This window comes from Pseudomonas jessenii (genome assembly GCF_002236115.1).
GTDB classification, from domain to species: domain Bacteria; phylum Pseudomonadota; class Gammaproteobacteria; order Pseudomonadales; family Pseudomonadaceae; genus Aquipseudomonas; species Aquipseudomonas jessenii.
The window spans coordinates 381,201-406,308 of the sequence record NZ_NIWT01000005.1; the positions used below are offsets into that span (position 1 = coordinate 381,201).

The following is a 25,108-nucleotide window of genomic DNA, read 5'->3' on the forward strand; positions in this document are numbered from 1 at the left end:
GTACATCCTACCTGCTCTGCCGGCCGCTGGCAGCTTATCGCTGCTTATCTGGATGCATTCACCTGCGGTTTCCCCGGGTTTGCCCTGGCTTGCAGGCTGACAAACAGCGGTTCGAGGATCGGCGCCACGAACCGCGCACCGACTTCCGAGAGGTGATTGTCATCGGTGTACAACGAGTAGCCGCCGCGTTCGGCGCGGCACAGGCCGCTCGCATCACACAGTCTTGGCGCCGGGTCCACCACCTGTACCGCCGGGTCCTGCGCCAATTGTGCGAACAATTGACTGATGAATGCCTGGCGCTTGTGATGCTCTGCGAGCGCCAGCCCGACATCGTCGACCGGACGGGCCAGCATTGCCAGACGGGTGAGGCGATACGGTGGGCTGAAGGCCTGCAACGGCGCCTCTTTTACCAGCCAGACCCGATGCCCACCGGCACGCAATTGCGCGACTCGGGTACGCAAGCCATCGGCCAGACGTTGTTCGGCAATTGCGCGGTCGTAATGCCCGTCAGCGCTTTTCAGAACGTGGCCCAGATCACCTTTGGCATCGCCGTAGAGGTATAGGCTCCAGTGCGCAACCAGCACCACATCGCTGACAGCTTGCGGCTTCAGGGCCTGCTCAACGCGTTGATTGAACCGCCCACAACGCGCATCGTGCTCCAGGCCTTCGACAGGCAAACAGCCAGCAGAACTGGCGAGCATCACATTGACGCCATGGGCCTTGGCACCCTCGTCGAAAACCGGAATCAACGCCGTGGCATGGCTATCGCCCCAGACAAGCGCTGGGGGCAGGCGGTTTTGCGCGCCATAACGGCAGAACAACTTGTCATCCGGCGTCTTGTCATCGGCCAGGCAGGCCATCAGCTCTGGCCGCCATTCGCGACCCTTGGCGTATTGCAGGGCCTGGTCAGACAGACGCCATGGCAAGCCGTCGGTCCATCGCAAGGCTTGTCCGGCCAGGCCGAGCACCAGGACGCCGCAGGCGCCAGCGAGCAGAATCTGCCGGCGCCCGGCGAGCAGGCGACGCTCACGAAACGGGGTTTCGACGAATTTCCAAGACAGATAACCCAGCAACAGCGTCAGTAAAATCAACCCGGCACTGTCGAAAACACTCGTTTCACCGACGCTGGCATAGCTGGAGAATACGAACACCGGCCAGTGCCACAGGTACCAGGAATATGAAATCAGACCGAGGCCGACCATTATCCGACTGCTCAAAAACTGACCAACCCAGGTTTCACGATGACCGTTGGCCAGAATCAGCAGCACCACACCTGACACCGGCAGCAACGCCGCGACACCCGGGAATGGCGTGGCCTTGTCATAACCGAACACCGCCAACAGGATCAGCAACATACCGAGCAGACTCAGCCACTGCGCTGCCATCGGCTTGAGACGCCATGCAGACTTGGGCGCTACCGCCAGCATCGCACCGGCCAATAGCTCCCACGCACGCATAGGCAACAGGAAGAAAGCTTTTTCCGGATGATGGGCGACAGCCCACACGCTCAAACCAAAGGACAGCAGCAATACGCTGAACAGCGCCAGTCGCCAATGCTTGAGACGGCTCGACAGCAGTGTCAGCAGCAACGGGAAGACGATGTAAAACTGCTCCTCTACCGCCAGCGACCAGGTGTGCAGCAGGGGCTTGAGATCGGAGGCGACATCGAAATAGCCGTCCTGGCGCATGAACAGGATGTTGGAGACGAACATCACCTGGTAACGCACCGATCGCCCCAGCTCTTCGTAATCCTTCGGTGCCAGCAAAAACCAGCCGACCGCCAGCACCGCAATGATCATCGCGAACAACGCCGGCAAAATCCGCCGCGCACGCCGGGCCCAGAAATCGACGAAGCTGAATTGCCCAGCCTGGCGCTGACTCCAGATGATCGACGTGATCAGGTAACCGGAAATCACGAAAAACACGTCCACGCCGACAAAGCCGCCGGTAAACCCAGGAACGCCAAAGTGAAACAGCACGACGGCGATCACCGCCACTGCGCGCAAGCCGTCGATATCCCTTCGATAAGCCAGTGAGCTCATAAGCATTAAACCAGTCAGATCGTTATTTTCAGCGCGCTTGAGCATCGCCCCCGGAGATGACTGCAAACGCGGCTGGTTGAAGTGCTAACCAACTGACCTTGGCCAATCAAAAACCTCCCATGGCCCAGGTAAAAAAAAGGCGCCCCACTGGGGCGCCATTCTCTTGAACTCAACGGGCGATGTTACTTGCGCTTCATCGACAGGAAGAATTCGTCGTTGGTCTTGGTCGTTTTCAGCTTGTCGACCAGGAACTCGATGGCAGCAATTTCATCCATCGGGTGCAGCAGTTTGCGCAGAATCCACATGCGCTGCAGCTCGTCGTCGGCGGTCAGCAACTCTTCGCGGCGGGTGCCGGAACGGTTGATGTTGATGGCCGGGAACACGCGTTTTTCAGCGATGCGGCGATCCAGAGGCAGCTCCATGTTGCCGGTGCCTTTGAATTCCTCGTAGATCACTTCGTCCATCTTCGAGCCGGTTTCAACCAGCGCCGTGGCGATGATGGTCAGCGAGCCGCCTTCTTCGATGTTCCGCGCGGCGCCGAAGAAACGCTTCGGTTTCTCCAGGGCGTGGGCATCGACACCACCGGTCAGTACCTTGCCGGAGCTCGGGATCACGGTGTTGTAGGCGCGAGCCAGACGAGTGATGGAGTCGAGCAGGATCACCACGTCTTTCTTGTGCTCGACCAGGCGCTTGGCCTTCTCGATCACCATTTCGGCAACCTGCACGTGACGGGTTGGCGGCTCGTCGAACGTCGAGGCAACCACTTCACCGCGCACGGTGCGCTGCATTTCGGTTACTTCTTCCGGACGTTCGTCGATCAGCAGCACGATCAGGTGAACTTCAGGATTGTTACGCGCGATGTTCGCGGCAATGTTCTGCAGCATGATCGTCTTGCCGGCTTTCGGCGGTGCAACGATCAGACCGCGCTGGCCTTTACCGATCGGGGCGCACAGGTCGATGACACGACCGGTCAAGTCTTCGGTGGAACCGTTACCGGCTTCCATCTTCATGCGCACGGTCGGGAACAGCGGGGTCAGGTTCTCGAAGAGAATCTTGTTCTTCGCGTTTTCCGGACGGTCGAAGTTGATCGTGTCGACTTTGAGCAGCGCGAAATAACGCTCGCCTTCCTTTGGAGGGCGGATCTTGCCAACGATGGTGTCACCGGTGCGCAAGTTGAAACGGCGGATCTGGCTCGGCGAGACGTAGATATCGTCTGGACCTGCGAGATAGGAAGCGTCAGCGGAGCGCAGGAAGCCGAAGCCGTCCTGGAGAATCTCCAGCACGCCATCACCGGAGATTTCCTCACCGCTTTTCGCGTGCTTCTTGAGCAGGGAGAAAATCACGTCCTGCTTGCGCGAACGGGCCATATTTTCTATGCCCATCTGTTCGGCCAATTCGAGCAGTTCGGTAATCGGCTTTTGCTTGAGTTCAGTCAGATTCATATAGGAATGACGTAATCATTTATGGAGGGGGGAAATTAAGCTTTTGGCTTAATGAGGCCGCGCCGCGGAGAAGGCGACAGGATCGCGTACTTATTCGAAAAGGAGTGCGTCGGCGACGGCTAGCAGGGGGCAATGGAGAAACCAGTGCGGGGCCGAATGTACCACCTGAGTTTAGGAGCGTCTAGCCCTGAATACGCAAAAAGCCCCGCTATTTGCGGGGCTTTTTGAGGACACTTTGCAACGACGCTTAGATGTTGGCGTCGAGGAAGGCAGCCAGTTGCGACTTCGACAGCGCGCCGACCTTGGTCGCTTCAACGTTGCCGTTCTTGAACAGCATCAGGGTCGGGATACCGCGCACGCCGTGCTTGGCCGGGGTTTCCTGGTTTTCGTCGATGTTCAGCTTGGCAACGGTCAGCTTGCCTTTGTAAGTCTCGGCAATCTCGTCCAGAACAGGAGCGATCATTTTGCAAGGGCCGCACCATTCAGCCCAGTAATCGACCAGTACAGCGCCTTCGGCCTTGAGTACGTCGGCCTCGAAGCTAGCGTCGCTAACGTGTTTGATAAGATCGCTGCTCATGGAATTCTCCAGGTTGTAAGCAAAAAAACGTGGCCCATCATAGCGGTCCTTCCCCCGTTCAGGAAGGTGCAGATGATTGAGTCTCGCTATGGTGATCCATGAGTTTGGGTATAGCTCAGGTCATGAAGTGGCGGGAGCGATGAACGCGATTCCGGTGCGCAACGCGGCGTTACGTACGTGCTCTTGCATGGCCTTTTGCGCGGTGCCAGACGCTCGGCGAGCCAGCGCACGAAGGATTTTGCGGTGTTCCTGCCAGGTTTCCATGGCCCGCTCGACCCGGATGAACGGTAGCTTCTGGCTTTCCAGGAAGATGTCGGCGCTGGCGGTCAGGATGCTCAGCATCGCCTGATTGCCGCTGGCCAGCAGGATGCGGCGGTGGAATTCGAAATCCAGGCGGGCCGCGGCTTCGAAGTCGCCGGACTTCAGCTCATTGCGCATGGCGGCGACATTGTCTTCCAGCGCATCGAGTTCGTCGGTGCTCAAGGTTACGGCCGCCAACCCCGCAGCAAAACCTTCCAGCGCATAGCGCAATTGAAAGATATCCAACGGCGAAGCCTGCGCCGCGAACGGCCAGCCAGGCGCCGCATCGCCCCGCGGTAGCTCCACGGGCGATTGCACGAATACGCCTTTGCCCGGCTGGATACTGATGACCCCCAGCGCACTCAGCGATGACAACGCCTCGCGCAACGACGCCCGACTGACTCCCAATTGCACCGCCAGGTCCCGTTGCGAGGGCAAGGCATCCCCCGGCCCGAAGCCCTGTTCGGTAATCAGTTTGCGGATGGCTTGCAGCGCCACTTCAGGTACGGCGCGGGAGATCGAGTTCATGGTTTTCCAGACGAACCAGCCAATGTGCGCTCAGTTGTAAAGCTATTCGCGACGTCCGGCAAGTCGTGCCCCATGGGGGTTCGGAGATTTTCACGGCTGCGCCATCGGGGTGCGAAAAGCAACCTGACTGTTCAGACCAGTAAGACCGTGCGACGCCAGTAAAACCGTGCCCTGGCGCCCTCAAAACCCCATGTTGGCATGGCCCATGCTCTGTCGATCCGCAGAAATCACTTCTTGCCGATCCGGAGATTTGCCATGACCCAGCGTTACAGCGCCCTCCTCGCAGCCTTGTTCGCCAGCCTGATGCTGAGCCAGGCACCCGCCCACGCCGATGGTCTGGAGGATGTGGTCAAGCGCGGCGTCCTCAAGGTGGCCGTGCCCCAGGACTTCCCGCCATTCGGCTCGGTCGGCCCGGACATGAAACCTCGTGGCCTCGATATCGACACCGCGAAACTGCTGGCCGACCAGCTCAAGGTCAAACTCGAACTGACGCCGGTCAACAGCACCAACCGCATCCCGTTCCTCACCACCGGCAAGGTCGACCTGGTGATCTCCAGCCTCGGCAAGAACCCGGAGCGCGAAAAAGTCATCGACTTCTCCCGCGCCTACGCGCCGTTCTACCTTGCCGTGTTCGGTCCGCCAGACGCCGACATCAAGGGCCTGGACGATCTCAAGGGCAAGACCATCAGCGTCACCCGTGGTGCCATCGAAGATATCGAGCTGACCAAGGTCGCCCCCGAAGGCGTGACCATCAAGCGTTTCGAAGACAACAACTCGACCATTGCCGCGTACCTGGCCGGGCAAGTCGACCTGATCGCCAGCGGCAATGTGGTGATGGTCGCCATCAGCGAGAAGAGCCCGAAACGCGTGCCGGCGCTGAAAGTGAAGCTCAAGGACTCACCGGTCTACGTAGGCGTGAACAAGAACGAGTCGGCGCTGCTGGACAAGGTCAACCAGATTCTTGTGACCGCCAAGAGCGACGGCGCGCTGGAAAAGAACGCCCTGACCTGGCTGAAAGAACCGCTGCCGGCCGATCTCTGATTCGGCGCGCTGGAGACGTTTTATGGCTTATCAGTTCGATTTCCTGCCGGCGGTGAACAACACCGATCTGTTGCTGCGCGGTGCGCTGTTCACCCTTGAGCTGACCGCCATCGGCGCTGTGCTCGGCGTGGGGCTGGGCATCGTCGGGGCGCTGGTGCGGGCGTGGAACATCCGGCCTTTCGCGGGGATTTTCGCGGTCTACGTCGAGTTGATCCGCAACACGCCATTTCTGGTGCAGTTGTTTTTCATCTTCTTCGGCTTGCCGTCCCTGGGCGTGCAGATTTCCGAATGGCAGGCGGCGGTGCTGGCGATGGTCATCAACCTCGGCGCCTATTCCACCGAGATCATCCGCGCCGGCATCCAGGCGATCCCTCGGGGTCAGCTGGAAGCCGCGGCGGCACTGGCGATGACGCGCTTCGAAGCGTTCCGTCATGTGGTGCTGCTGCCGGCACTGGGCAAAGTCTGGCCGGCCCTGAGCAGCCAGATCATCATCGTGATGCTCGGCTCGGCGGTGTGTTCGCAAATCGCGACGGAGGAGCTGAGCTTCGCCGCCAACTTCATTCAGTCGCGCAACTTCCGCGCCTTTGAAACCTATGCACTGACCACCTTGCTCTATCTGTGCATGGCGCTGCTGATCCGTCAGTTGCTGAACTGGCTTGGCCACCGCTTCATCGCAAGGAGCAGCCGATGAGCGACTTCACTTTCTGGGACATCGTGCGCAACCTGCTCACGGGCCTGCAATGGACGCTGGCGCTGTCGCTGGTGGCGTTCATGGGCGGCGGACTGATTGGCTTGCTGATCATGGTCATGCGCATCTCGAAAAAATCCCTGCCGCGCAGTTTCGCCCGCACTTACATCGAACTGTTCCAGGGCACACCGCTATTGATGCAACTGTTCCTGGTGTTTTTCGGCGTGGCGTTGGCCGGGATCGAGATTTCGCCGTGGATGGCCGCGGCGATTGCACTGACGTTGTTCACCAGTGCTTATCTGGCGGAGATCTGGCGCGGTTGCGTCGATTCGATTCCCAACGGTCAGTGGGAAGCCTCATCGAGCCTGGCGCTGAACCCGCTGGAACAATTGCGCCATGTGATCCTGCCCCAGGCCCTGCGCATCGCCGTGGCGCCGACAGTGGGGTTTTCGGTGCAAGTGGTCAAGGGCACCGCCGTCACCTCGATCATCGGCTTCACCGAGCTGACCAAGACCGGCGGCATGCTCGCCAACGCAACCTTCGAACCGTTCATGGTCTACGGCCTCGTCGCCCTCGGCTACTTCCTGCTCTGCTACCCCTTGTCGCTCAGTGCGCGATACCTGGAAAGGAGACTGCATGCCTCTGCTTAGAATTTCCGCCCTGCATAAATACTATGGCGATCACCATGTGCTCAAAGGCATCGACCTGAGCATCGAGGAAGGCCAGGTGGTGGCGATCATCGGCCGTAGTGGCTCGGGCAAGTCCACCTTGCTGCGCACCCTCAACGGCCTGGAGTCGATCAACGACGGTGTGATCGAAGTCGACGGCGAGTACCTCGACGCTGCCCGCGCCGACCTGCGCAGCCTGCGGCAGAAAGTCGGCATGGTGTTCCAACAGTTCAATCTGTTCCCGCACCTGACCGTGGGCGAAAACGTCATGCTCGCGCCGCAAGTGGTGCAAAAAGTGCCGAAAGCCAAGGCCGCCGAACTGGCGCGGCAGATGCTGGAAAGGGTCGGACTGGGGGAAAAGTTCGATGCCTTCCCTGATCGGCTGTCGGGCGGGCAGCAACAGCGGGTAGCGATTGCCCGGGCACTGGCGATGTCGCCGAAGGTTTTGCTATGTGACGAAATCACCTCGGCACTGGACCCGGAACTGGTCAACGAAGTGTTGAGCGTGGTCCGGCAACTGGCCAGGGAAGGCATGACGCTGATCATGGTCACCCACGAAATGCGCTTCGCCCGGGAGGTTGGGGATAAGTTGGTGTTCATGCACCAGGGCAAGGTGCATGAGGTTGGGGATCCGAAGATTCTGTTCGCGAATCCGCAGACGGCGGAGCTGGCGAATTTCATTGGGACGGTTGAGGCTGTGGGCTGACAGAGCTTCAGCACCAGCGAGACCGTCATCGCGAGCAAGCTCGCTCCCACAGAGGGCCTGCGTCGGTCGCGGGATTAGAAACACCCTGGAACCCTGTGGGAGCGAGCTTGCTCGCGATTGACCGCGAAGCGGTCACCGGTTTTCATGCACTGGATCAAGGCTTTGAACACTGCGCGTTGGCGCCAGCCTTTGATCGTGGCACGATGTCGAGGTTATCGACCGAGACCCCTGACCATGCCGCAATCCAAAGCCAAGAATCTGTCCCTGATCGCCGCAATCGACCTGGGCTCCAACAGTTTTCACATGGTCGTGGCCAAGGCCCAGAACGGCGAGATCCGTATTCTCGAGCGTCTCGGGGAGAAGGTTCAGCTGGCCGCCGGCATCGACGAAGAGCGCCACCTCAATGAAGAATCGATGCAACGCGGGCTCGATTGTCTCAAGCGTTTCGCCCAACTGATCAGCGGTATGCCCACCGGCGCCGTGCGAATCGTGGGCACCAACGCCTTGCGTGAAGCCCGCAACCGTGCCGAATTCATCCGTCGCGCCGAAGAAATTCTCGGCCACCCGGTGGAAGTCATTTCCGGTCGTGAAGAAGCGCGCCTGATCTATCTCGGCGTGTCCCACACCCTCGCCGACACCCCGGGCAAGCGCCTGGTGGCCGACATCGGTGGCGGCAGTACCGAGTTCATCATTGGCCAGCGCTTCGAACCGCTGCTGCGCGAAAGCCTGCAGATGGGTTGCGTCAGCTACACCCAGCGCTATTTCAAGGACGGCAAGATCACCCCGGCCCGTTACGCCCAGGCGTACACGGCAGCACGGCTGGAGATCATGAGCATCGAGCATGCCCTGCATCGCCTGACCTGGGATGAAGCCATCGGCTCCTCGGGCACCATCCGCGCCATCGGCCTGGCGCTGAAGGCTGGCGGCTACGGCACCGGTGAGGTCAACGCCGAGGGTCTGGCCTGGCTCAAGCGCAAACTGATCAAGCTGGGCGACGTCGAAAAAATCGATTTCGAAGGTATCAAGCCGGATCGCCGGGCGATCTTCCCGGCCGGCCTGGCGATCCTCGAAGCGATCTTCGACTCCCTGGAACTGCAACGCATGGATCACTGCGAAGGTGCCCTACGCGAAGGCGTGCTCTATGACCTGCTGGGCCGCCATCATCACGAAGACGTGCGCGAACGCACCCTCACTTCGCTGATGGAACGCTACCACGTCGATCAGGAACAGGCGGTACGAGTCGAACGCAAGGCACTGCATGCGTTCGACCAGGTGGCCGCGGACTGGGATCTGGAAGACGGCGTCTGGCGCGAACTGCTCGGCTGGGCGGCCAAGGTCCATGAAGTTGGCCTGGACATCGCTCACTACCAGTACCACAAGCACGGCGCCTACCTGATCGAGCACTCGGACCTCGCCGGGTTCTCCCGCGAAGACCAGTTGATGCTCGCGCTGTTGGTACGCGGCCACCGACGCAACATTCCCAAGGACAAGTTCGCCGATTTCGGCGATGACGGCATCAAGCTGATTCGCCTGTGCGTACTGCTGCGCTTTGCGATCCTGTTCCACCACATCCGTGGCACCCAGCAAATGCCCCAGGTGGAACTGAATGCCAATGGCAATAACCTGGAAGTGGTGTTCCCGGAGAACTGGCTGGACGAAAACCAGCTGACCCAGGCCGACTTCGAAATCGAAGCGCAATGGCTGACCCGGGTCGACATCGTGTTGAGCGCTCGCTGAAATTGAAAAAAGGCCTTCTTCGGAAGGCCTTTTTTTGTCTGCGATTCTGCAAACGCCACTATCCCCTGTGGGAGCGAGCAAGCTCGCTCCCACAGGTTGCAGTCGTTACCGAACAGCCAGGATCGGACTGCCCAAACGCTCCAGCAATGTCGCCTGGGCGCTGCGCGGGTTCTGGTTGCCGGTCGGAGTGTTACGGATGTAACGGCCGTCCGACTGCAGGCTCCAACTGTGGGTGTTATCGGTCAGATACAACTCCAGTTCTTTCTTGACCCGCATGATCAGCTTCTTGCCCTCCACCGGGAAGCAAGTCTCGACGCGCTTGTCGAGGTTGCGCTCCATCCAGTCGGCACTGGACAGGAACATCTGCTCGTCGCCACCGTTGAGGAAATAGAAGACCCGGGTGTGTTCCAGGAAGCGGCCGATGATCGAACGCACGTGGATGTTGTGGGAAACCCCGGCGATGCCCGGTCGCAGGCAGCACATGCCACGCACCACCAGATCGATGCGCACGCCCGACTGGCTGGCCTTGTACAGTGCGCGGATGATCTTCGGATCGGTCAGCGAGTTGAACTTGGCAATGATGTGCGCCGGTTTGCCATCGAGGGCGAACTGGGTTTCGCGGGCAATCATGTCGAGCATGCCCTTTTTCAGGGTGAACGGCGCGTGCAGCAGTTTTTTCATGCGCAGCGTCTTACCCATGCCGATCAACTGGCTGAACAGTTTGCCGACGTCTTCGCACAAGGCGTCGTCGGAGGTCAGCAGGCTGTAGTCGGTATACAGGCGGGCGTTGCCGGCGTGGTAGTTACCCGTACCGAGGTGCGCATAACGCACGATTTCACCCGCTTCGCGCCGCAAAATCAGCATCATCTTGGCGTGGGTCTTGAAGCCGACCACACCATAGATCACCACCGCACCGGCCGCTTGCAGACGGCTGGCCAGTTGCAGGTTGGACTCTTCGTCGAACCGTGCGCGCAGTTCGATCACCGCGGTGACCTCTTTGCCGTTACGCGCCGCATCCACCAGCGCATCGACGATTTCCGAGTTCGCGCCGGAGCGGTACAGGGTCTGGCGCACAGCCAGCACGTGCGGGTCCTTGGCGGCCTGGCGCAGCAGGTCGACCACCGGAGTGAACGACTCAAACGGGTGCAGCAACAGGATGTCCTGCTTGCTGATCACGCTGAAAATGTTCTCGCTGTTCTGCAGCAGTTTTGGAATCTGCGGGGTGAACGGCAGATATTGCAGCTCGCGCTGGCTGTCCAGGCCGGTAATGCTGAACAGCCGCGTCAGGTTCACCGGACCGTTGACCTGATACAACTCCGTCTCGCTCAGGTTGAATTGCTTGAGCAGGTAGTCGGACAGGTGTTTCGGGCAGGTGTCGGCCACTTCCAGACGCACCGCATCGCCATAGCGACGGGAGAACAGTTCGCCGCGCAAGGCACGGGCCAGGTCTTCGACGTCTTCGGAGTCCAGCGCCAGGTCGGCGTTACGGGTCAGGCGGAACTGGTAGCAGCCCTTGACCTTCATCCCCTGGAACAGGTCATCGGCGTGGGCGTGGATCATCGACGACAGGAAGACATAGTTGTCGCCGGCGCCGCCGACTTCTTCCGGCACCTTGATGATGCGCGGCAACAGGCGTGGCGCCGGGATGATCGCCAGACCGGAATCGCGGCCAAAGGCGTCGATGCCTTCGAGCTCGACGATGAAGTTCAGGCTCTTGTTCACCAGCAACGGGAACGGGTGCGTCGGGTCGAGGCCGATCGGGGTGATGATCGGCGCGATCTCGTCACGGAAATAGCGACGGACCCAGGTCTTGAGCTTGGCCGTCCAGTTACGGCGACGGATGAAGCGGACCTGATGCTTTTCCAGTTCCGGCAACAGGATGTCGTTGAGGATCGCGTACTGGCGATCGACGTGACCATGGACCAGTTCGCTGATGCGCGCCAGGGCCTGATGCGGTTGCAGACCATCGGCGCCGGCCTGTTCACGGGCGAAGGTGATCTGCTTCTTGAGGCCGGCGACACGAATTTCGAAGAACTCGTCCAGGTTGCTGGAGAAGATCAACAGAAACTTCAGCCGCTCCAGCAATGGATAGGACTCGTCCAGCGCCTGCTCCAGCACACGGATGTTGAACTGCAGTTGCGAGAGCTCGCGGTGGATGTACAGGCTGCTGTCATCCAGGCCGGGAATGGCCAGCACTGGCGCCGGCGCTGTCACGGCGGTTTCGACGACCGCCGCGGGCGGAGCTGGCTCCAGCTCCGGCGGGGTCTCGTCGACTTGCTCCACCACAGGTTGAGCGTCTTTTACGGCAACTTCAGTGAGCACTTCGGTATTCATCGAATGTTCCTGGGAGGGCTATTTTTGCTCTCGTAACAATTGAGCGGCACGAACGGCGAAATACGTCAGGATGCCATCAGCCCCTGCACGTTTGAAAGCGGTCAGGGACTCGAGGATAACCCCTTCGCTCAACCAGCCATTCTGGATCGCCGCCATGTGCATGGCGTATTCGCCGCTGACTTGATAAACAAAAGTCGGCACTTTGAATTCTTCTTTTACCCGGCACAGGATGTCCAGGTACGGCATGCCTGGCTTGACCATGACCATGTCTGCACCTTCTGACAAGTCCGCCGCCACTTCGTGCAGGGCTTCGTTGCTGTTGGCCGGGTCCATCTGATAGGAGGCCTTGTTGGCCTTGCCCAGATTCAGCGCCGAACCGACCGCATCACGGAACGGGCCGTAATAGGCACTGGCGTACTTGGCCGAGTAGGCCATGATCCGCACATTGACGTGACCGGCCACTTCGAGAGCTTCGCGGATCGCCTGGATGCGACCGTCCATCATGTCCGATGGAGCCACGACCTGAGCGCCGGCTTCAGCGTGGGACAGGGCTTGCCTGACCAGTGCGTCGACGGTGATGTCGTTCTGCACGTAGCCTTCTTCATCAAGAATGCCGTCCTGGCCGTGGGTGGTGAACGGGTCCAGGGCAACGTCGGTGATCACGCCCAGCTCAGGGAATTGCGCACGCAGCGCACGGGTCGCGCGCTGGGCGATGCCTTGCGGGTTCCACGCTTCGGCGGCGTCCAGGGACTTGAGTTCCGCTGGCGTCACCGGGAACAGTGCCAGCGCCGGTATCCCCAGTTCGACCCACTTGGCCGCCTCTTCCAGCAACAAATCGATGGTCAGGCGTTCGACACCCGGCATCGAAGCCACCGCTTCGCGACGGTTTTCACCGTCCAGTACGAACACCGGCAGGATCAGGTCATCGACGGTCAGGACGTTTTCACGGACCAGACGACGCGAGAAGTCGTCACGACGATTGCGGCGCAGGCGGGTTGCTGGGAACAAACGGTTGGCGGGGGTAAAGCTCACGGCAGACTCCTGAGCCCGCAGGCGTGCGAGCGTGACAGTTATAAGCGGCCATTATGACGAACGTATTACAGTTGTGTGCACCCCTGTGACAGGTAGCCGCATTCCATTGTCGTTGTAGGAAATGTTCACGTCGAGACACATTTGGACACTTTCCTGAATGTGTCCGAAGGGTTAGGCTGCGCGTTCATTTCGCCAGCACCCAGACAATGCTCCAACAATTTCTGCATGACTTCGGCTATTTTGCCCTTTTTCTAGGCACGTTCTTCGAAGGCGAAACCATCCTGGTACTCGCGGGCTTCCTCGCGTTCCGCGGATACATGGACATCAACCTGGTGGTGGTCGTGGCCTTCTTCGGCAGCTATGCCGGCGACCAACTGTGGTATTTCCTGGGACGCAAACACGGCCGCAAGCTGCTGGCGCGCAAACCCCGCTGGCAAATGATGGGTGACCGGGCGCTGGAACACATTCGCAAGCATCCGGACATCTGGGTATTGAGCTTCCGCTTCGTCTACGGTTTGCGCACGGTCATGCCGGTGGCCATCGGGCTGTCGGGCTATCCGCCGGGCCGTTACCTGCTGCTCAACGGCATTGGCGCAGCGATCTGGGCCACAGCCCTGGCGGCCGCCGCGTACCATTTCGGCGCGGTGCTCGAAGGCATGCTCGGCAGTGTGAAGAAGTATGAACTCTGGGTGCTCGGTGCGCTGCTGGTCCTGGGCTTCGTGCTGTGGCTGCGTCGGCGCTTCAAGAATGCCCGCCTGGCCAAGCAGGTCTACGCCGACGAACAAGCCCTGAAGGCCGAACGAACCAAAGCCGAAGGCCCTACTACGCCAGCCGAGTGATGCGGTTTCTGCAACAGTAGAGACCGATACCGCTCAACAGACTGTAACTGAACAGGCCGACCCAGCCCACAGCGCTGGCCGGCCACAGCCCCACCATCGGGGCCAGCCATACCAATGGCAGATTCGACGCCAGCCGCAGCAGCTCCAGCTTCAACGCCCACGGGCGATTCTCCAGAGCCACGCCCAGCACAAACAGACCGAACGCCACCGCTCCCCAGCCCAACGCCAGGGCGACGACGGACAGCTTCGGCTCAAGATTCATCAAGTAACTGCCCAGCGCGATATAGACGCAGAACTGCAGGAGGACGTAGAGCTGCTGACGCCCGTCCAGCGCCACCTCGAATTTGCGAAACTGGCTCAGGTCCGGCTTGTTCATCGGGTATCTGGCAGCCACCTCCGCCGGGCGCCAGCCGGTGCGCATGAACCAGATCCGCAGCTTGTCCCAGGTGCTTTCGGCACGACGCGCATCTGCCCACAACTGCGCGTAGAACTGCACGTTCGCCCACACGGGGTTCCAGCTCGCCAGTGGCGTGGTCACGCCGAAAATCACCGGCTCGTTGTCGTCTTCTTCCTGGAACGAGCCGAACAGACGGTCCCAAATAATGAACACGCCGCCATAGTTGCGATCCATGTAGAGAGCGTTCTGTGCATGGTGAGCCCGATGATTGGACGGCGTGACAAAGAACCATTCGAACCAGCCAAGCTTGGGAATGTGCCGCGTGTGCACCCAGAACTGGTACAGCAGGTTCAGCGCCGCGACGCTGACGAACACCAGCAGCGGCACGCCGGACACTGCCATCGGCAGATAGAAGATCCAGCCCAGCAGGAAGCCGGTACTGGTCTGGCGCAAGGCCGTGGACAGGTTGTAGTCCTCGCTCTGATGATGCACCGAATGGGCGGCCCAGAGGATGTTGCGCTCGTGACCCATGCGATGCAGCCAGTAGTAGCAGAAATCGTAGAAGACAAAGGCAAACACCCAGGTCCAGATGCTGTCGGCCGACAACTCGAACAACGCCAAGTGCTTGAGGGCAAAGGCGTAGGTCACCAGCCCCACCCCCTTGGTCAACAGACCCGTGGTGGTCGACAGCACGCCGGTGCTGATGCTGTTGATCGCGTCTGCCACCCGATAATTGCTCACCCCGCGCCAACGGTCGGCCAGCAGCTCGGCGGCGATCAGCACAAAGAAAAACGGCACCGCATACAGAATGAAGTCCATGACGCGCCCTGATCGGAATCTTGAGGACAGATGCTATGTGCAGCCGTGAATTAACCCTATGGCAACGCGGGACAAATTAGTGGACATTTAACGCCATGAATCTGGAGAAAAGCCCATGAGCAAAAAAGTTGCAGTGATCCTTTCCGGTTGTGGCGTGTACGACGGCGCCGAGCTCCACGAGAGCGTCATCACCCTGCTGCGCCTGGACCAGCGCGGGGCCCAGGTGCAGTGTTTCGCACCTGACATCGCGCAGTTGCATGTGATCAACCACCTGACCGGTGAAGAAATGCCCGAATCGCGCAACGTGCTGGTGGAGTCGGCGCGGATTGCCCGAGGCAACATCAAGGATATCCGAGACGCGAACGTCGATGAGTTCGATGCGCTGATCGTGCCCGGAGGCTTCGGCTCGGCCAAGAACCTGTCCAGCTTCGCCATCGAAGGTGCCGCCTGCACCGTTCAACCGGATGTCCTGGCACTGACCGAAGCCTTTGCCGAGGCCGGCAAACCGGTGGGGTTGATGTGCATCTCCCCTGCCCTGGCGGCAAAGATCTACGGCCCTGGCGTCACCTGCACCATAGGCAACGACACCGACACGGCAGCTGCGATGAACAAGATGGGCGCGACCCATACCGATTGCGCGGTCAGTGACATCGTCGAGGACAAGGCACGCAAACTGGTGAGCACACCGGCTTACATGCTGGCGCAATCGATCAGTGAAGCGGCTTCAGGTATCAATAAACTGGTAGACCGGGTACTGGAACTGACCCACGAAAACGACGCCTGACACCCTCCAAAACTGTGGGAGCGAGCTTGCTCGCGATGGGGCCAGCACATTCAACATCGATGTTGTCTGTAAGTCCGCTATCGCGAGCAAGCTCGCTCCCACAGGGTTCGCCACTGGTCTTAAGAACTGCGTGCCAAACGTGTGAGAATCCGGTCCAACGCATTGGCAAACGCCTGCTTCTCACGGTCGCCAAACGGCGCTGGCCCTCCGCCCATTTGCCCCTGTTCGCGCAAATCGGTGAACAGGTTGCGAACCGCCAGCCGCTCGCCCATGTTCTGCGCATCAAACTCCTTGCCCCGTGGGTCGAGCGCTGCCACGCCCTTCTTCACCAGACGATCGGCCAGCGGCACATCGCTGCAGATCACCAGCTCACCAGGCACCGCATGCTCCACCAGGTAGTCATCGGCCGCATCCGGGCCGCTCGGCACCACGATCAGCTTGACCAGTGCCAGCCCCGGTTTGGTCTGCGGCTGCCCGGCCACCAGCACCACTTCGAACTGGCGCTTGAGAGCGAACTTCACCACCAGATCCTTGGCTGCCCGAGGACAGGCGTCGGCATCGATCCACACACGCATTGAATTTTCCTCTGTTGAAAAGCATCGCGGGCAAGCCACGCTCCCACAAGTTAACGCGAAACCTGTGGGAGCGTGGCTTGCCCGCAAAAGTGAGCGAAGCGAATGCCGTTTAAGAAACCTGCACCCGCTGCCTCTCAACTACCCGGCTACGACCGTACAACACGACAATCGAAATGATCGCCACAGCCTGGGCGCTCAACGAATAGGCATCGGCATGGATCCCCAGCCATTCAAAGTCAAAGAACGGTACCGGCCGTGTACCGAAGATCCCGGCTTCCTGCAGCGCTTTCACGCCGTGCCCGGCAAACACCACCGACAAGGCGCACAAAAGACCGGCGTTGATGCTGAAGAACAACGCCAGCGGCAACTTCGCCGAACCGCGCAAAATCACCCAGGCCAGGCCGATCAGCAACACCAGCGCCGTGGCCCCACCGGCCAGCACCGCGTTGTGCCCCGCGGGACCTGCCTGCAACCACAGGGTTTCGTAGAACAGGATCACTTCGAACAGTTCGCGATACACCGAGAAGAACGCCAGGGTCGCAAAACCGAAACGCCCGCCACCGCCCACCAGGCTGGTCTTGATGTAATCCTGCCAGGCCGCGGCGTGACGACGGTCATGCATCCACACGCCCAGCCACAGCACCATGACGCTGGCAAACAACGCCGTCGCACCTTCCAGCAATTCGCGTTGGGAACCGCTGACATCAATCACATAGGCTGCCAGCGCCCAGGTGCCCAGCCCCGCCACAAACGCCAGGCCCCAGCCGACGTTAACGCTGCGCACCGCCGCCTGTTGATCCGTGTTACGCAGGAAAGCAAGGATCGCCGCCAGCACCAGAATCGCTTCCAGACCTTCGCGCAGCAGAATCAGCAGGCCGGAAATGTAACTCAGCGACCAGCTCAAACCCTCGTTGCCCAACAGGCCGGCCGATGCCTTCAACTTGTCCTTGGCCACGTCCAGGCGCTGCTCGACCTCGCTCACCAGCAAGCCGTCCTGCAACGACTGACGGTAGGCCATCAGGGATTTTTCAGTGTCTTTACGCACGTTGGCGTCAATGTTATCCAGCGAGCTCTCAACCAGCTCGAAGCCTTCCAGATACGCCGCTACCGATAAGTCATAGGCCTGGTCATGCTCACCGGCACGATACGCCGCGATGCTCTTGTCCAAAGTGGCCGCAGTGTAGTCGAGCAGTTGCGCCGGGCCACGCTTGACCTGTGGCGGCTGCGCCCGCTGGGCACGGAAGGTCGCGGCGGCTTGCGGGCCTTCGACGGCCTGTACTTCGGCCGGGGTCTGACGAGCGAGGTCGGCGATGTTGTAGGTCTTTTCAGCCTTGGCCGTGGCCGGGTCGACACTGAAGCTGGCGATATAGGTGGCCAGGTCCCAACGCTGACGATCATCCAGTTGATCGGCAAAGGCCGGCATGTCAGTCCCTTCGACCCCCAGGCCCAGGGTGCTGTAGATCGCGTAGAGGCTCAGTCGGTCCAGTCGTGTGGTATCACGCAGATTGGATGGCGGCGGCGCCATGCCGACACCTGCCGGGCCGTCGCCGGCCCCTGTATCGCCATGGCAGACCGAGCAATGCTGAGCGTACAGCGGCGCACCACGCACCGGGTCCGGCGTAATGACCGGGGCCTGACTGACTTCATAGGCCACGGCCAGCTTCGCACCCAGTTGCCGGGCCTGGCGCGCGACGTCGGCACCGTCCTGATGGGCGTCAATGGAGTTTCCCAGCGCGGCCAGGCTTTGCTCCAGAGCGGCTTTTTCCGGCTTGGCCGGCATGGTTGCAATCAGATTTCCCAGCGTCTTGACCGAGTCTTGCTGCACGCGAAATCCGGACGGGTCCGTGATGCTGCCCGCCTGCACCGTGTCCGGGTAATCCGCGCCGATGTAATCGAGCAAGTGCAGCGCCTGCGGCGCACCTTCGGCGGGAGCGGCCAGTAGCTGAAAACTGCACGCAGCCAACAGCGGCAGCAACAGCCAGGCCAGGAAACGGGAGGGGGCAATCATGAATGAATCTCAATTGGAAATACGAAGTTACATATTGTTAACGCCAGACGGGTTTCGCTCAAGCTTTGTTGATATCTCTTCGTAATTGCATCAGTTTCGAGAGCGGCTCCTCCAAACAAAAAAGGCGACCTCCAGGGTCGCCTTTTTTTATATCGCCGTTTTACACAGCAGCTTTGCGCAACGTCGCCATGAACGCCGCCGCCCCGATGAACAGCCCGGCAAAGGTCCGGTTCATGCGCTTTTGCTGTTTCGGTGTGCGCAACAGACGCAGCACTTTGGACGCCAGACCGGTGTAGCCGGCCATGACGATCAGGTCGACGCAAACCATGGTCACACCGATTATCAGATACTGAATCAGCAGTGGCGCATGGGGGTCGATGAATTGCGGCAACACCGCCAGCATGAACACCAGCGCCTTGGGGTTGCTGATGTTCACCAGAAAACCACGGAACACCAAGGCCATCGGCTTGCCGATCTGGCGCAGCGCCGCGTCATCGCTCATATCGCTGGGCAGCGCACGCCATTGCTTGATCGCGAGGTAAACCAGATACGCCACGCCAAACCATTTGATGGCGTAGAAGGCCGTGGCCGACGCCGTGAGAATGGCGCCGACACCGGCGCCGACGATGGCGATCTGCAAAGCCAGGCCCAGTTGCAGGCCCAGGGCGTTCCAGTAGCCGCGCCAGAAACCGTATTGCAAGCCGCTGGACATCGACGCAATGGCGCCGGCACCGGGGGACAAGCTGATCACCCAGCAGGCGGCAAAAAACGCCAGCCATGTTTGAAGCTCCATTGCACACCTCGACTCAGACTCGTGACAGATGTCTAAGCTAATGCGGCTTTGATTGGATGACTACCGATTTTTTGCAGGACATGACGACTGCTGACTTGAGGCTCCCATCGCGAGCAAGTTCGCTCCCACAGAGAAGTCTCTGGTGCTCACAAGATTTGTGCTCACTGAAGATCGACTGTGGGAGCGAGCTTGCTCGCGATGGCGATATGTCAGGCGACAAAAAACTTACTTTTCAAACCCGCTGGAAGGAAACACATCCGTCCCGCGCCAGCGCCGTACCGAACGCTGGAAGAACAAACTGTTGGGCACCTGCACCATGGCGCTGCCAGTGCCGACTTCTTCGGCCTCGATCAGCGTGGTGTAAAGAAGATTGATCGCCACTACCCGGCCTTTGACGCCGGGCTTGTCGGTGGTGTCCACCAACTCGACCACGTCACCTATGCGAAACGGGCCGACGGTAAAGATCAGGATCGCGCACAGCAGGTTCGAGAGCACGCTCCACATGGCGAAAAACGCCACCGCCGCGACTGCGACGAAACCGGACAACGCGGTCCAGAGCACCGTGGCCGAAACACCGAGGCGTTCCAGCACGAAAATCAATGCACTGCCCATGATGAGCCAGCGCAGGCCACCGCGCAGCGGCATCAGCAACTGCGGCGGAAACGGATAGCGCTCGCCGAGACGGGTCAGGCATTTGGCGACGAAACGCTGGGCGATGTATCCGGCCAGCAGGATCAGCAGGATTTGCACGCCGAGCCAGATCGGCTCGACCCACACCGCCGGCAGCGGCAGCTTGAAGGCGTCCATCAGGACAGCTCCTCCAGCTCCGCCTGCATGTTTTCCAGCAACTCCAGGGCTTCCATCCAGGCTTCTTCCAGCTCCGCCTCACGCACCTTCAGCTTGGCCTGTTCGGCCAGCAGATCCCGCAATTCGTTCTTGCGCGCCGGCTCGTAGATGTCGCTGTCGCCGAGGCTGGCATCGATCTTCGCCAGCTTTTCGTGGAGCTTGCCGAGTTCGGCTTCAAGCTTGTCAGCTTCGCGCTTGTGCGGCGCCAGTTGCTGACGCAACGCAGCAGCGGCCTGACGCTGGGCTTTCTTGTCGGTCTTGTCCGGGTTGACCGGCGTGTTGCTGACCGGAGCGTTGCGCTGGCGATACTCCACCAGCCAGCGGGTGTAGTCCTCCAGGTCGCCGTCGAATTCCTCGACCTTGCCGTCCGCCACCAGATAGAAATTGTCGGTGGTGCTTTTGAGCAAGTGGCGATCGTGAGAGACCACCAATACCGCACCACTGAATTCCTGCAGGGCCATGGTCAGCGCCAGACGCATTTCCAGGTCCAGGTGGTTGGTCGGTTCGTCGAGCAGCAACAGGTTCGGTCGGTCCCAGGCGATCAAGGCCAACGCCAGGCGCGCCTTTTCGCCACCGGAGAAATTCAGTACCGGCTCGTCGATTCGCGCACCACGGAAGTCGAATCCGCCGAGGAAGTCGCGCAGGGTCTGCTCACGCTCGGTCGGTGCCAGGCGTTGCAGGTGCAGCAACGGGCTGGCCTTGGAGTCCAGCGAATCCAGCTGATGCTGGGCGAAGTAACCGACAACGGTGTTCTCGCCACGGGTCAAGCGGCCGGCCAATGGCGAGAGCTCACCGGCAAGGTTCTTGATCAGGGTCGATTTACCGGCGCCATTCGGGCCGAGCAGACCGATTCGCGCACCCGGGGTCAGTTGCAGCTTGACCTTCTCCAGCACGGCCTTGTCGCCGTAACCCAGGCGGGCATCGGACAGGTCGATCAGCGGGCTGGAAATCTTCTGCGATTCACGGAAGACAAAGTCGAACGGCGAATCGACGTGGGCAGCGGTCAGCTCTTCCATCCGCTCCAGTGCCTTGATCCGGCTCTGGGCCTGACGGGCCTTGGTAGCCTGGGCCTTGAAGCGGGCGATGTAGCTTTCCATGTGCGCACGTTGCACCTGCTGCTTCTCGTACGCCTGCTGTTGCTGGGCCAGGCGTTCGGCACGGGCACGCTCGAAGGCGCTGTAGCCACCGCGGTACAGGGTGATCTTGCGCTGATCGACGTGGGCCACGTGGTCGACCACGGCATCGAGGAAGTCCCGGTCGTGGGAAATCAGCATCAAGGTGCCGGGATAACTCTTGAGCCACTCTTCGAGCCAGATGATGGCGTCGAGGTCCAGGTGGTTGGTCGGTTCGTCGAGCAGCAGCAGGTCCGATGGGCACATCAAGGCCTGCGCCAGGTTCAGGCGCATCCGCCAGCCACCGGAGAAATCCCCGACCTGGCGATCCATCTGCTCGTTGGTGAATCCAAGCCCGGCCAGCAGCTTGCGCGCCCGGGCATCGGCGGTGTAACCGTCGGCGCTGTCGAGTTCCGAGTGCAGTCGGGCCTGAGCGGCACCGTCATGGGCCGCTTCGGCTGCCGCCAGGTCGCGTTGCACCTGGCGCAGGCGCAGGTCGCCATCGAGCACGTAGTCGACCGCCAGGCGTTCGAGGGTGTCGACCTCCTGGCGCATGTGGGCGATACGCCAGTCGGCCGGCAGGAAGCAATCACCCGAGTCCGGGTGCAGCTCACCCCGAAGCAAGGCGAACAGGCTCGATTTGCCGGCGCCGTTGGCACCGATGAGGCCGGCTTTCTGGCCGGCGTGCAGGGTCAGCTCGGCGTCTTCTAGCAGACGTTGCGGGCCACGCTGTAAAGTCAGGTTCTGAAGTCGAATCATAATGGCGGCGGAGTCTACCAGCTTCGCTCGCAACTGGCGCGAGTAGCACTATGTCCTCTGACCTGTGGAGCTTTTCCCTAAGTACTTATGCCCAGCCCGGCGTTGAACCCGCATGCCTGCAATTGCAGTCGGCGGGCATCAATGTGTGCTTGCTACTCTGCGGACTGTGGCTGGGAGAACGTGGCGTCGCCTTTAACGAACACCGATTGCAGCAACTGCGTAGCGTGGCCGAGCCATGGGACGCAGAAGTGGTGCGACCGCTGCGAGCCTTGCGGGTGAATTGGAAGGTCGTTGCCGCCGACGACGGCGAACTGAATGCTTTGCGCGAGCAAGTGAAGGCACTCGAACTGGAAGCCGAGCGACATCTGTTGGTACGACTGGAACGAACGGCGTTGAGTTGGCCGCAAGGTGAGGCGACCGATCTATCGGCCTGGCTCAATGGTGTGGCGGCAGGCGCCGCCCACCTGGACCGCGACGCGCTGCATCAGCTGCGCGTCGCGGTAACCGGCACTTAGGAAGCGCTGGTTGGGGTGGTTGCTGCGATCGATGCGGCGGCCGGCGTTGGCGCTGGCGTGCCTGTCGAGGTGGCTGCTGCTAAAGCAGACGGTGCACCCGGAGCCGGATTGGCTGGCTTGGCAACTGGCGCGGCGGCCGGCTTGGCGGCAACAGGTTTCACTGCTGGTTTTGCAGCTGGCTTCGCCACCGCTGGCTTGGCAGCGGGCTTGGCGGTGGCCGGTTTGGCAGCAGCGGCTGGTTTAGCCGCAGCAGGTTTGGCTGCCGGTTTAGCGGCTGGTTTAGCGGCCGGCTTGGCCGCTGCTTTTACAGCGGGTTTGGCCGCAGTTTTCGCAGCAGGTTTTGCAGCGGTTTTAGCCGCGACAGATTTGGCGGCCGGCTTCGCAGCAGGTTTCGCTGTTGCAGTTTTGGTTGCTGGTTTTGCTGCGGGTTTAGCGGCTGGTTTTGCAGCCGGTTTAGCGGCGGCGGTTTTAGCCACGGCTGGCTTGGCAGCAGCGGCTCTTGCAGCGGTAGGTCGTGCGGCGGCTGGTTTGGCAGCCGTGGTTTTAGCCGCAGGTTTTGCAGCGCTGGCAGCAACCGGTTTTCTCGCAGCCGATTTGGCTGCAGGTTTGGCTGCGGCAGGTTTAGCTGCTGGCTTGGCAGCTGCAGGTTTTGCGGCAGGTTTGGCCGGTGCTTTTGCAGCAGCCGGTTTGGCAGCGGCTTTCTTCGCAGGTGCCGCAGCAGGCTTGGCCGCACGCAAGGACAACACCTTGCCGACAGCCTCTTGTACACGACCGACGCCCTGGGCCAGTTTCAGGCTTTCCTGAGCATCGCGCTTGAGTTGCAGAATGTAGCCGCGGGTTTCCGATTGACGATCCTTGAGGGCATCGAGCAGCTCCTCAAGATCGGCCACTGCGCCCTTGGCCTTGGCTTGTGCCTTGGCTTTTCCGGCCGCCGCAGCGTCCTGCAATTTGGTGCGGGATTTGTGCAGTTTTTCTTGCGCTTTTCCGCGCTGCTTTTCCAGCTTGGCGAGCAGTTTTTCAGCATCAGCCAAGGCTTCGGAACAAGCGGTTTCCAGATGCTCGAGCAGGCTGCTCGAGAGTTGTTGGAGCAAGTGCAACGGAGTGTTTACTGGCTTCTTGGTGGCCGACATGGTTTACCTCCTGGCTGAAGTGAGTGCGGCTCATACTAGACCTCTGCTGCAACCGCCGCTAGGGCATGTTGACACTATCGAAAGCGCTGTGTTGCAAAGGATTGAAAAACTTCTGCCTCGGCGCAAAAGCAGTTCACCGTTGCGCGCATTCTCGCTGGCATAATCGCCCGCAATTCAGGTCGGAGAGTGCCCATGTCGCGCTACCTTTTTTTATCGCTGTGCGTGTTTTTTTCGGTGGCCCAAGCCGGCGAAACAACGCAGAAAAATGAAGCCCACGATCTCGCTTACAGCCTGGGTGCAAGCCTTGGCGAACGCTTGCGCCAGGAGGTTCCCGACCTGCAACTCCAGGCATTGGTCGAAGGATTGCAGCAAGCCTATCAGGGCAAACCGCTGGCGCTGAAGGACGAGCAGATCCAACAGATACTGACCGAGCATGAAGCCCGCATCGCCATGCAGTCCGACGAGCCGCAAAGCGAAATGGCACTGGAAAAAGAACAGCGTTTTCTCACCACAGAAAAAGCCAGGCCCGGCGTGCGCGAACTGGCTGATGGCGTGTTGCTGACCGAGTTGACGCCAGGTACCGGCACCAAGGCCGGACCGAACGGCAAGGTGCAGGTGCTGTACATCGGTCGATTGCCCGACGGCACTGTGTTCGATCAGAACAGTCAGCCGCAGTGGTTCAGTCTCGACAGCGTGATCGCCGGATGGCGCAGTGCGCTGCAAAACATGCCGGTCGGGGCGAAATGGCGACTGGTGATTCCATCGGCTCAGGCCTATGGCGCCGACGGTGCCGGTGACGTGATCGCACCATTCACACCACTGGTGTTCGAAGTCGAACTGCGCGGCGCCACCAGCTGACGATGCAAACGAAAAACGGCGTGCCTTGGCACGCCGTTTTGGGATCTTGCAGGAAGTGCTTCAGGCCTGAACCGAGTCGGCTTCCTTGTGGGCAGTGTGCAGCACTTCGATCAGGCAGTCTTCCAGTTCAAAGCGCTCATGCAACAGTCCGCCGAGTGTCTTGAACTCTTCGGCGACACACTTACCTGCGTCACACAGGTCATTGAAGGCGAGCAGCTTTTCGGTGATGACGTCGATACGCGGGTAGATGGTCTCGGCGAGCTCCAGGCCACGCTTGTCGTTGAAGGCCTTGGCCTCCCCCGTCAGCTGCTCGTAGATCTCGAAGTGCCCGGCCGATACATAATCGACCAGCACGCCGCAGAATTCCTGCAAGGGCTTACGGTGCTCACCCAGCGCCTCAGGCTTTGCGCCGAGAGCGTCATAGGCCCCGATCAGTTCGTGTCGTTCCTGCAACCAGCGATCGATCAGCAGGTGCACTCCGCCCCAGCGTTCCTGAGCATTCTGACAACTTTCGAGCATGGTGATCTCTCTTCCCTTGTGGGTCAGCTGCTCTATGCCCGCTCGCCTCTTGTAACGTC

The 25,108-nt window shown here is 60.5% G+C and carries 23 protein-coding genes; 9 read left to right on the plus strand and 14 right to left on the minus strand.

Translation table 11 applies throughout. The features are described 5' to 3' along the window. Window positions 1-44 precede the first annotated feature (44 nt). From PSJE_RS18545 to PSJE_RS18560, 4 genes are all read right to left on the minus strand, one after another. Window positions 45-2,042, minus strand: a complete 1,998-nt coding sequence (locus tag PSJE_RS18545; RefSeq protein ID WP_090452078.1) for an acyltransferase family protein — start codon at window positions 2,040-2,042, stop codon at window positions 45-47. A gap of 182 nt (window positions 2,043-2,224) precedes the next feature. After that, window positions 2,225-3,484: a transcription termination factor Rho gene (rho, locus tag PSJE_RS18550; protein WP_057712815.1), complete on the minus strand. Its 1,260-nt coding sequence runs from the start codon at window positions 3,482-3,484 to the stop codon at window positions 2,225-2,227. Window positions 3,485-3,731: 247 nt separating this feature from the next. Beyond that, window positions 3,732-4,061, minus strand: a complete 330-nt coding sequence (gene trxA / locus PSJE_RS18555; RefSeq protein ID WP_003206727.1) for a thioredoxin TrxA — start codon at window positions 4,059-4,061, stop codon at window positions 3,732-3,734. Window positions 4,062-4,181: 120 nt separating this feature from the next. Further along, the gene (locus PSJE_RS18560) at window positions 4,182-4,889 is read right to left on the minus strand and encodes a FadR/GntR family transcriptional regulator (RefSeq protein WP_090452080.1); all 708 of its coding nucleotides are present in this window, start codon (window positions 4,887-4,889) and stop codon (window positions 4,182-4,184) included. 255 nt (window positions 4,890-5,144) lie between these two features. Between PSJE_RS18560 and PSJE_RS18565 the strand changes: the two genes are divergently transcribed. From PSJE_RS18565 to ppx, 5 genes are all read left to right on the plus strand, one after another. Beyond that, entirely contained in the window at window positions 5,145-5,930 is a 786-nt protein-coding gene (locus PSJE_RS18565; protein ID WP_057712813.1) for a transporter substrate-binding domain-containing protein, read from the plus strand. Between the two features lie 22 nt (window positions 5,931-5,952). Beyond that, complete coding sequence (locus PSJE_RS18570; RefSeq protein ID WP_090452082.1) at window positions 5,953-6,621, plus strand: amino acid ABC transporter permease; 669 nt, start codon at window positions 5,953-5,955, stop codon at window positions 6,619-6,621. Then, window positions 6,618-7,268, plus strand: coding sequence for an amino acid ABC transporter permease (locus tag PSJE_RS18575; protein WP_090452084.1), 651 nt, complete (start codon window positions 6,618-6,620; stop codon window positions 7,266-7,268). Before PSJE_RS18570 ends, PSJE_RS18575 begins: the two co-directional genes overlap by 4 nt. Beyond that, a complete protein-coding gene (locus PSJE_RS18580) occupies window positions 7,255-7,992 on the plus strand; it encodes an amino acid ABC transporter ATP-binding protein (RefSeq protein ID WP_090452085.1) in 738 nt (245 codons plus the stop codon). Before PSJE_RS18575 ends, PSJE_RS18580 begins: the two co-directional genes overlap by 14 nt. A 234-nt stretch (window positions 7,993-8,226) precedes the next feature. Further along, window positions 8,227-9,729 (plus strand): exopolyphosphatase, encoded by a 1,503-nt coding sequence (gene ppx / locus PSJE_RS18585; protein WP_090452087.1) that lies wholly within the window; start codon window positions 8,227-8,229, stop codon window positions 9,727-9,729. A gap of 105 nt (window positions 9,730-9,834) precedes the next feature. On the opposite strand, the gene ppk1 is transcribed toward ppx, so the two are convergent. Both ppk1 and hemB read right to left on the minus strand, forming a co-directional pair. Beyond that, window positions 9,835-12,063, minus strand: coding sequence for a polyphosphate kinase 1 (ppk1, locus tag PSJE_RS18590; protein WP_057712808.1), 2,229 nt, complete (start codon window positions 12,061-12,063; stop codon window positions 9,835-9,837). An 18-nt stretch (window positions 12,064-12,081) separates the two neighbouring features. Then, entirely contained in the window at window positions 12,082-13,095 is a 1,014-nt protein-coding gene (hemB, locus tag PSJE_RS18595; RefSeq protein WP_007982864.1) for a porphobilinogen synthase, read from the minus strand. Between the two features lie 206 nt (window positions 13,096-13,301). On the opposite strand from hemB, the gene PSJE_RS18600 reads away from it, so the two are divergent. Next, on the plus strand, window positions 13,302-13,934 hold the full coding sequence (locus tag PSJE_RS18600) for a DedA family protein (RefSeq protein ID WP_057712806.1): 633 nt from the start codon (window positions 13,302-13,304) through the stop codon (window positions 13,932-13,934). Here the strand turns inward: PSJE_RS18600 and PSJE_RS18605 are convergent. Continuing rightward, window positions 13,918-15,150 (minus strand): sterol desaturase family protein, encoded by a 1,233-nt coding sequence (locus PSJE_RS18605; RefSeq protein ID WP_090452089.1) that lies wholly within the window; start codon window positions 15,148-15,150, stop codon window positions 13,918-13,920. The genes PSJE_RS18600 and PSJE_RS18605 overlap by 17 nt on opposite strands. A gap of 115 nt (window positions 15,151-15,265) precedes the next feature. Between PSJE_RS18605 and elbB the strand changes: the two genes are divergently transcribed. Beyond that, on the plus strand, window positions 15,266-15,934 hold the full coding sequence (gene elbB, locus PSJE_RS18610) for an isoprenoid biosynthesis glyoxalase ElbB (RefSeq protein WP_057712804.1): 669 nt from the start codon (window positions 15,266-15,268) through the stop codon (window positions 15,932-15,934). Window positions 15,935-16,053: 119 nt separating this feature from the next. On the opposite strand, the gene PSJE_RS18615 is transcribed toward elbB, so the two are convergent. The 5 genes from PSJE_RS18615 to PSJE_RS18635 form a co-directional block, all read right to left on the minus strand. Continuing rightward, window positions 16,054-16,509, minus strand: a complete 456-nt coding sequence (locus PSJE_RS18615; protein WP_090452091.1) for a YaiI/YqxD family protein — start codon at window positions 16,507-16,509, stop codon at window positions 16,054-16,056. Between the two features lie 109 nt (window positions 16,510-16,618). Beyond that, window positions 16,619-18,517: a cytochrome c/FTR1 family iron permease gene (locus PSJE_RS18620; protein WP_090452093.1), complete on the minus strand. Its 1,899-nt coding sequence runs from the start codon at window positions 18,515-18,517 to the stop codon at window positions 16,619-16,621. 160 nt (window positions 18,518-18,677) lie between these two features. After that, window positions 18,678-19,310, minus strand: a complete 633-nt coding sequence (gene rhtB / locus PSJE_RS18625; RefSeq protein WP_057712801.1) for a homoserine/homoserine lactone efflux protein — start codon at window positions 19,308-19,310, stop codon at window positions 18,678-18,680. A 225-nt stretch (window positions 19,311-19,535) separates the two neighbouring features. Then, a complete protein-coding gene (locus PSJE_RS18630) occupies window positions 19,536-20,117 on the minus strand; it encodes a mechanosensitive ion channel family protein (RefSeq protein WP_057712800.1) in 582 nt (193 codons plus the stop codon). Then, on the minus strand, window positions 20,117-22,027 hold the full coding sequence (locus PSJE_RS18635) for an ATP-binding cassette domain-containing protein (protein WP_090452095.1): 1,911 nt from the start codon (window positions 22,025-22,027) through the stop codon (window positions 20,117-20,119). The genes PSJE_RS18630 and PSJE_RS18635 overlap by 1 nt, the downstream gene beginning before the upstream one ends. A gap of 50 nt (window positions 22,028-22,077) precedes the next feature. Between PSJE_RS18635 and PSJE_RS18640 the strand changes: the two genes are divergently transcribed. Continuing rightward, window positions 22,078-22,542 (plus strand): TIGR02444 family protein, encoded by a 465-nt coding sequence (locus PSJE_RS18640; protein WP_090452097.1) that lies wholly within the window; start codon window positions 22,078-22,080, stop codon window positions 22,540-22,542. Here the strand turns inward: PSJE_RS18640 and PSJE_RS18645 are convergent. Further along, window positions 22,539-23,672: an AlgP family protein gene (locus PSJE_RS18645; protein ID WP_090452099.1), complete on the minus strand. Its 1,134-nt coding sequence runs from the start codon at window positions 23,670-23,672 to the stop codon at window positions 22,539-22,541. The genes PSJE_RS18640 and PSJE_RS18645 overlap by 4 nt on opposite strands. A 192-nt stretch (window positions 23,673-23,864) precedes the next feature. Between PSJE_RS18645 and PSJE_RS18655 the strand changes: the two genes are divergently transcribed. After that, window positions 23,865-24,530 (plus strand): FKBP-type peptidyl-prolyl cis-trans isomerase, encoded by a 666-nt coding sequence (locus PSJE_RS18655; protein ID WP_090452101.1) that lies wholly within the window; start codon window positions 23,865-23,867, stop codon window positions 24,528-24,530. A 60-nt stretch (window positions 24,531-24,590) separates the two neighbouring features. Here PSJE_RS18655 and rsd read toward each other — a convergent pair whose 3' ends face one another. After that, a complete protein-coding gene (rsd, locus tag PSJE_RS18660) occupies window positions 24,591-25,049 on the minus strand; it encodes a sigma D regulator (protein WP_090452103.1) in 459 nt (152 codons plus the stop codon). Window positions 25,050-25,108: the final 59 nt, after the last annotated feature.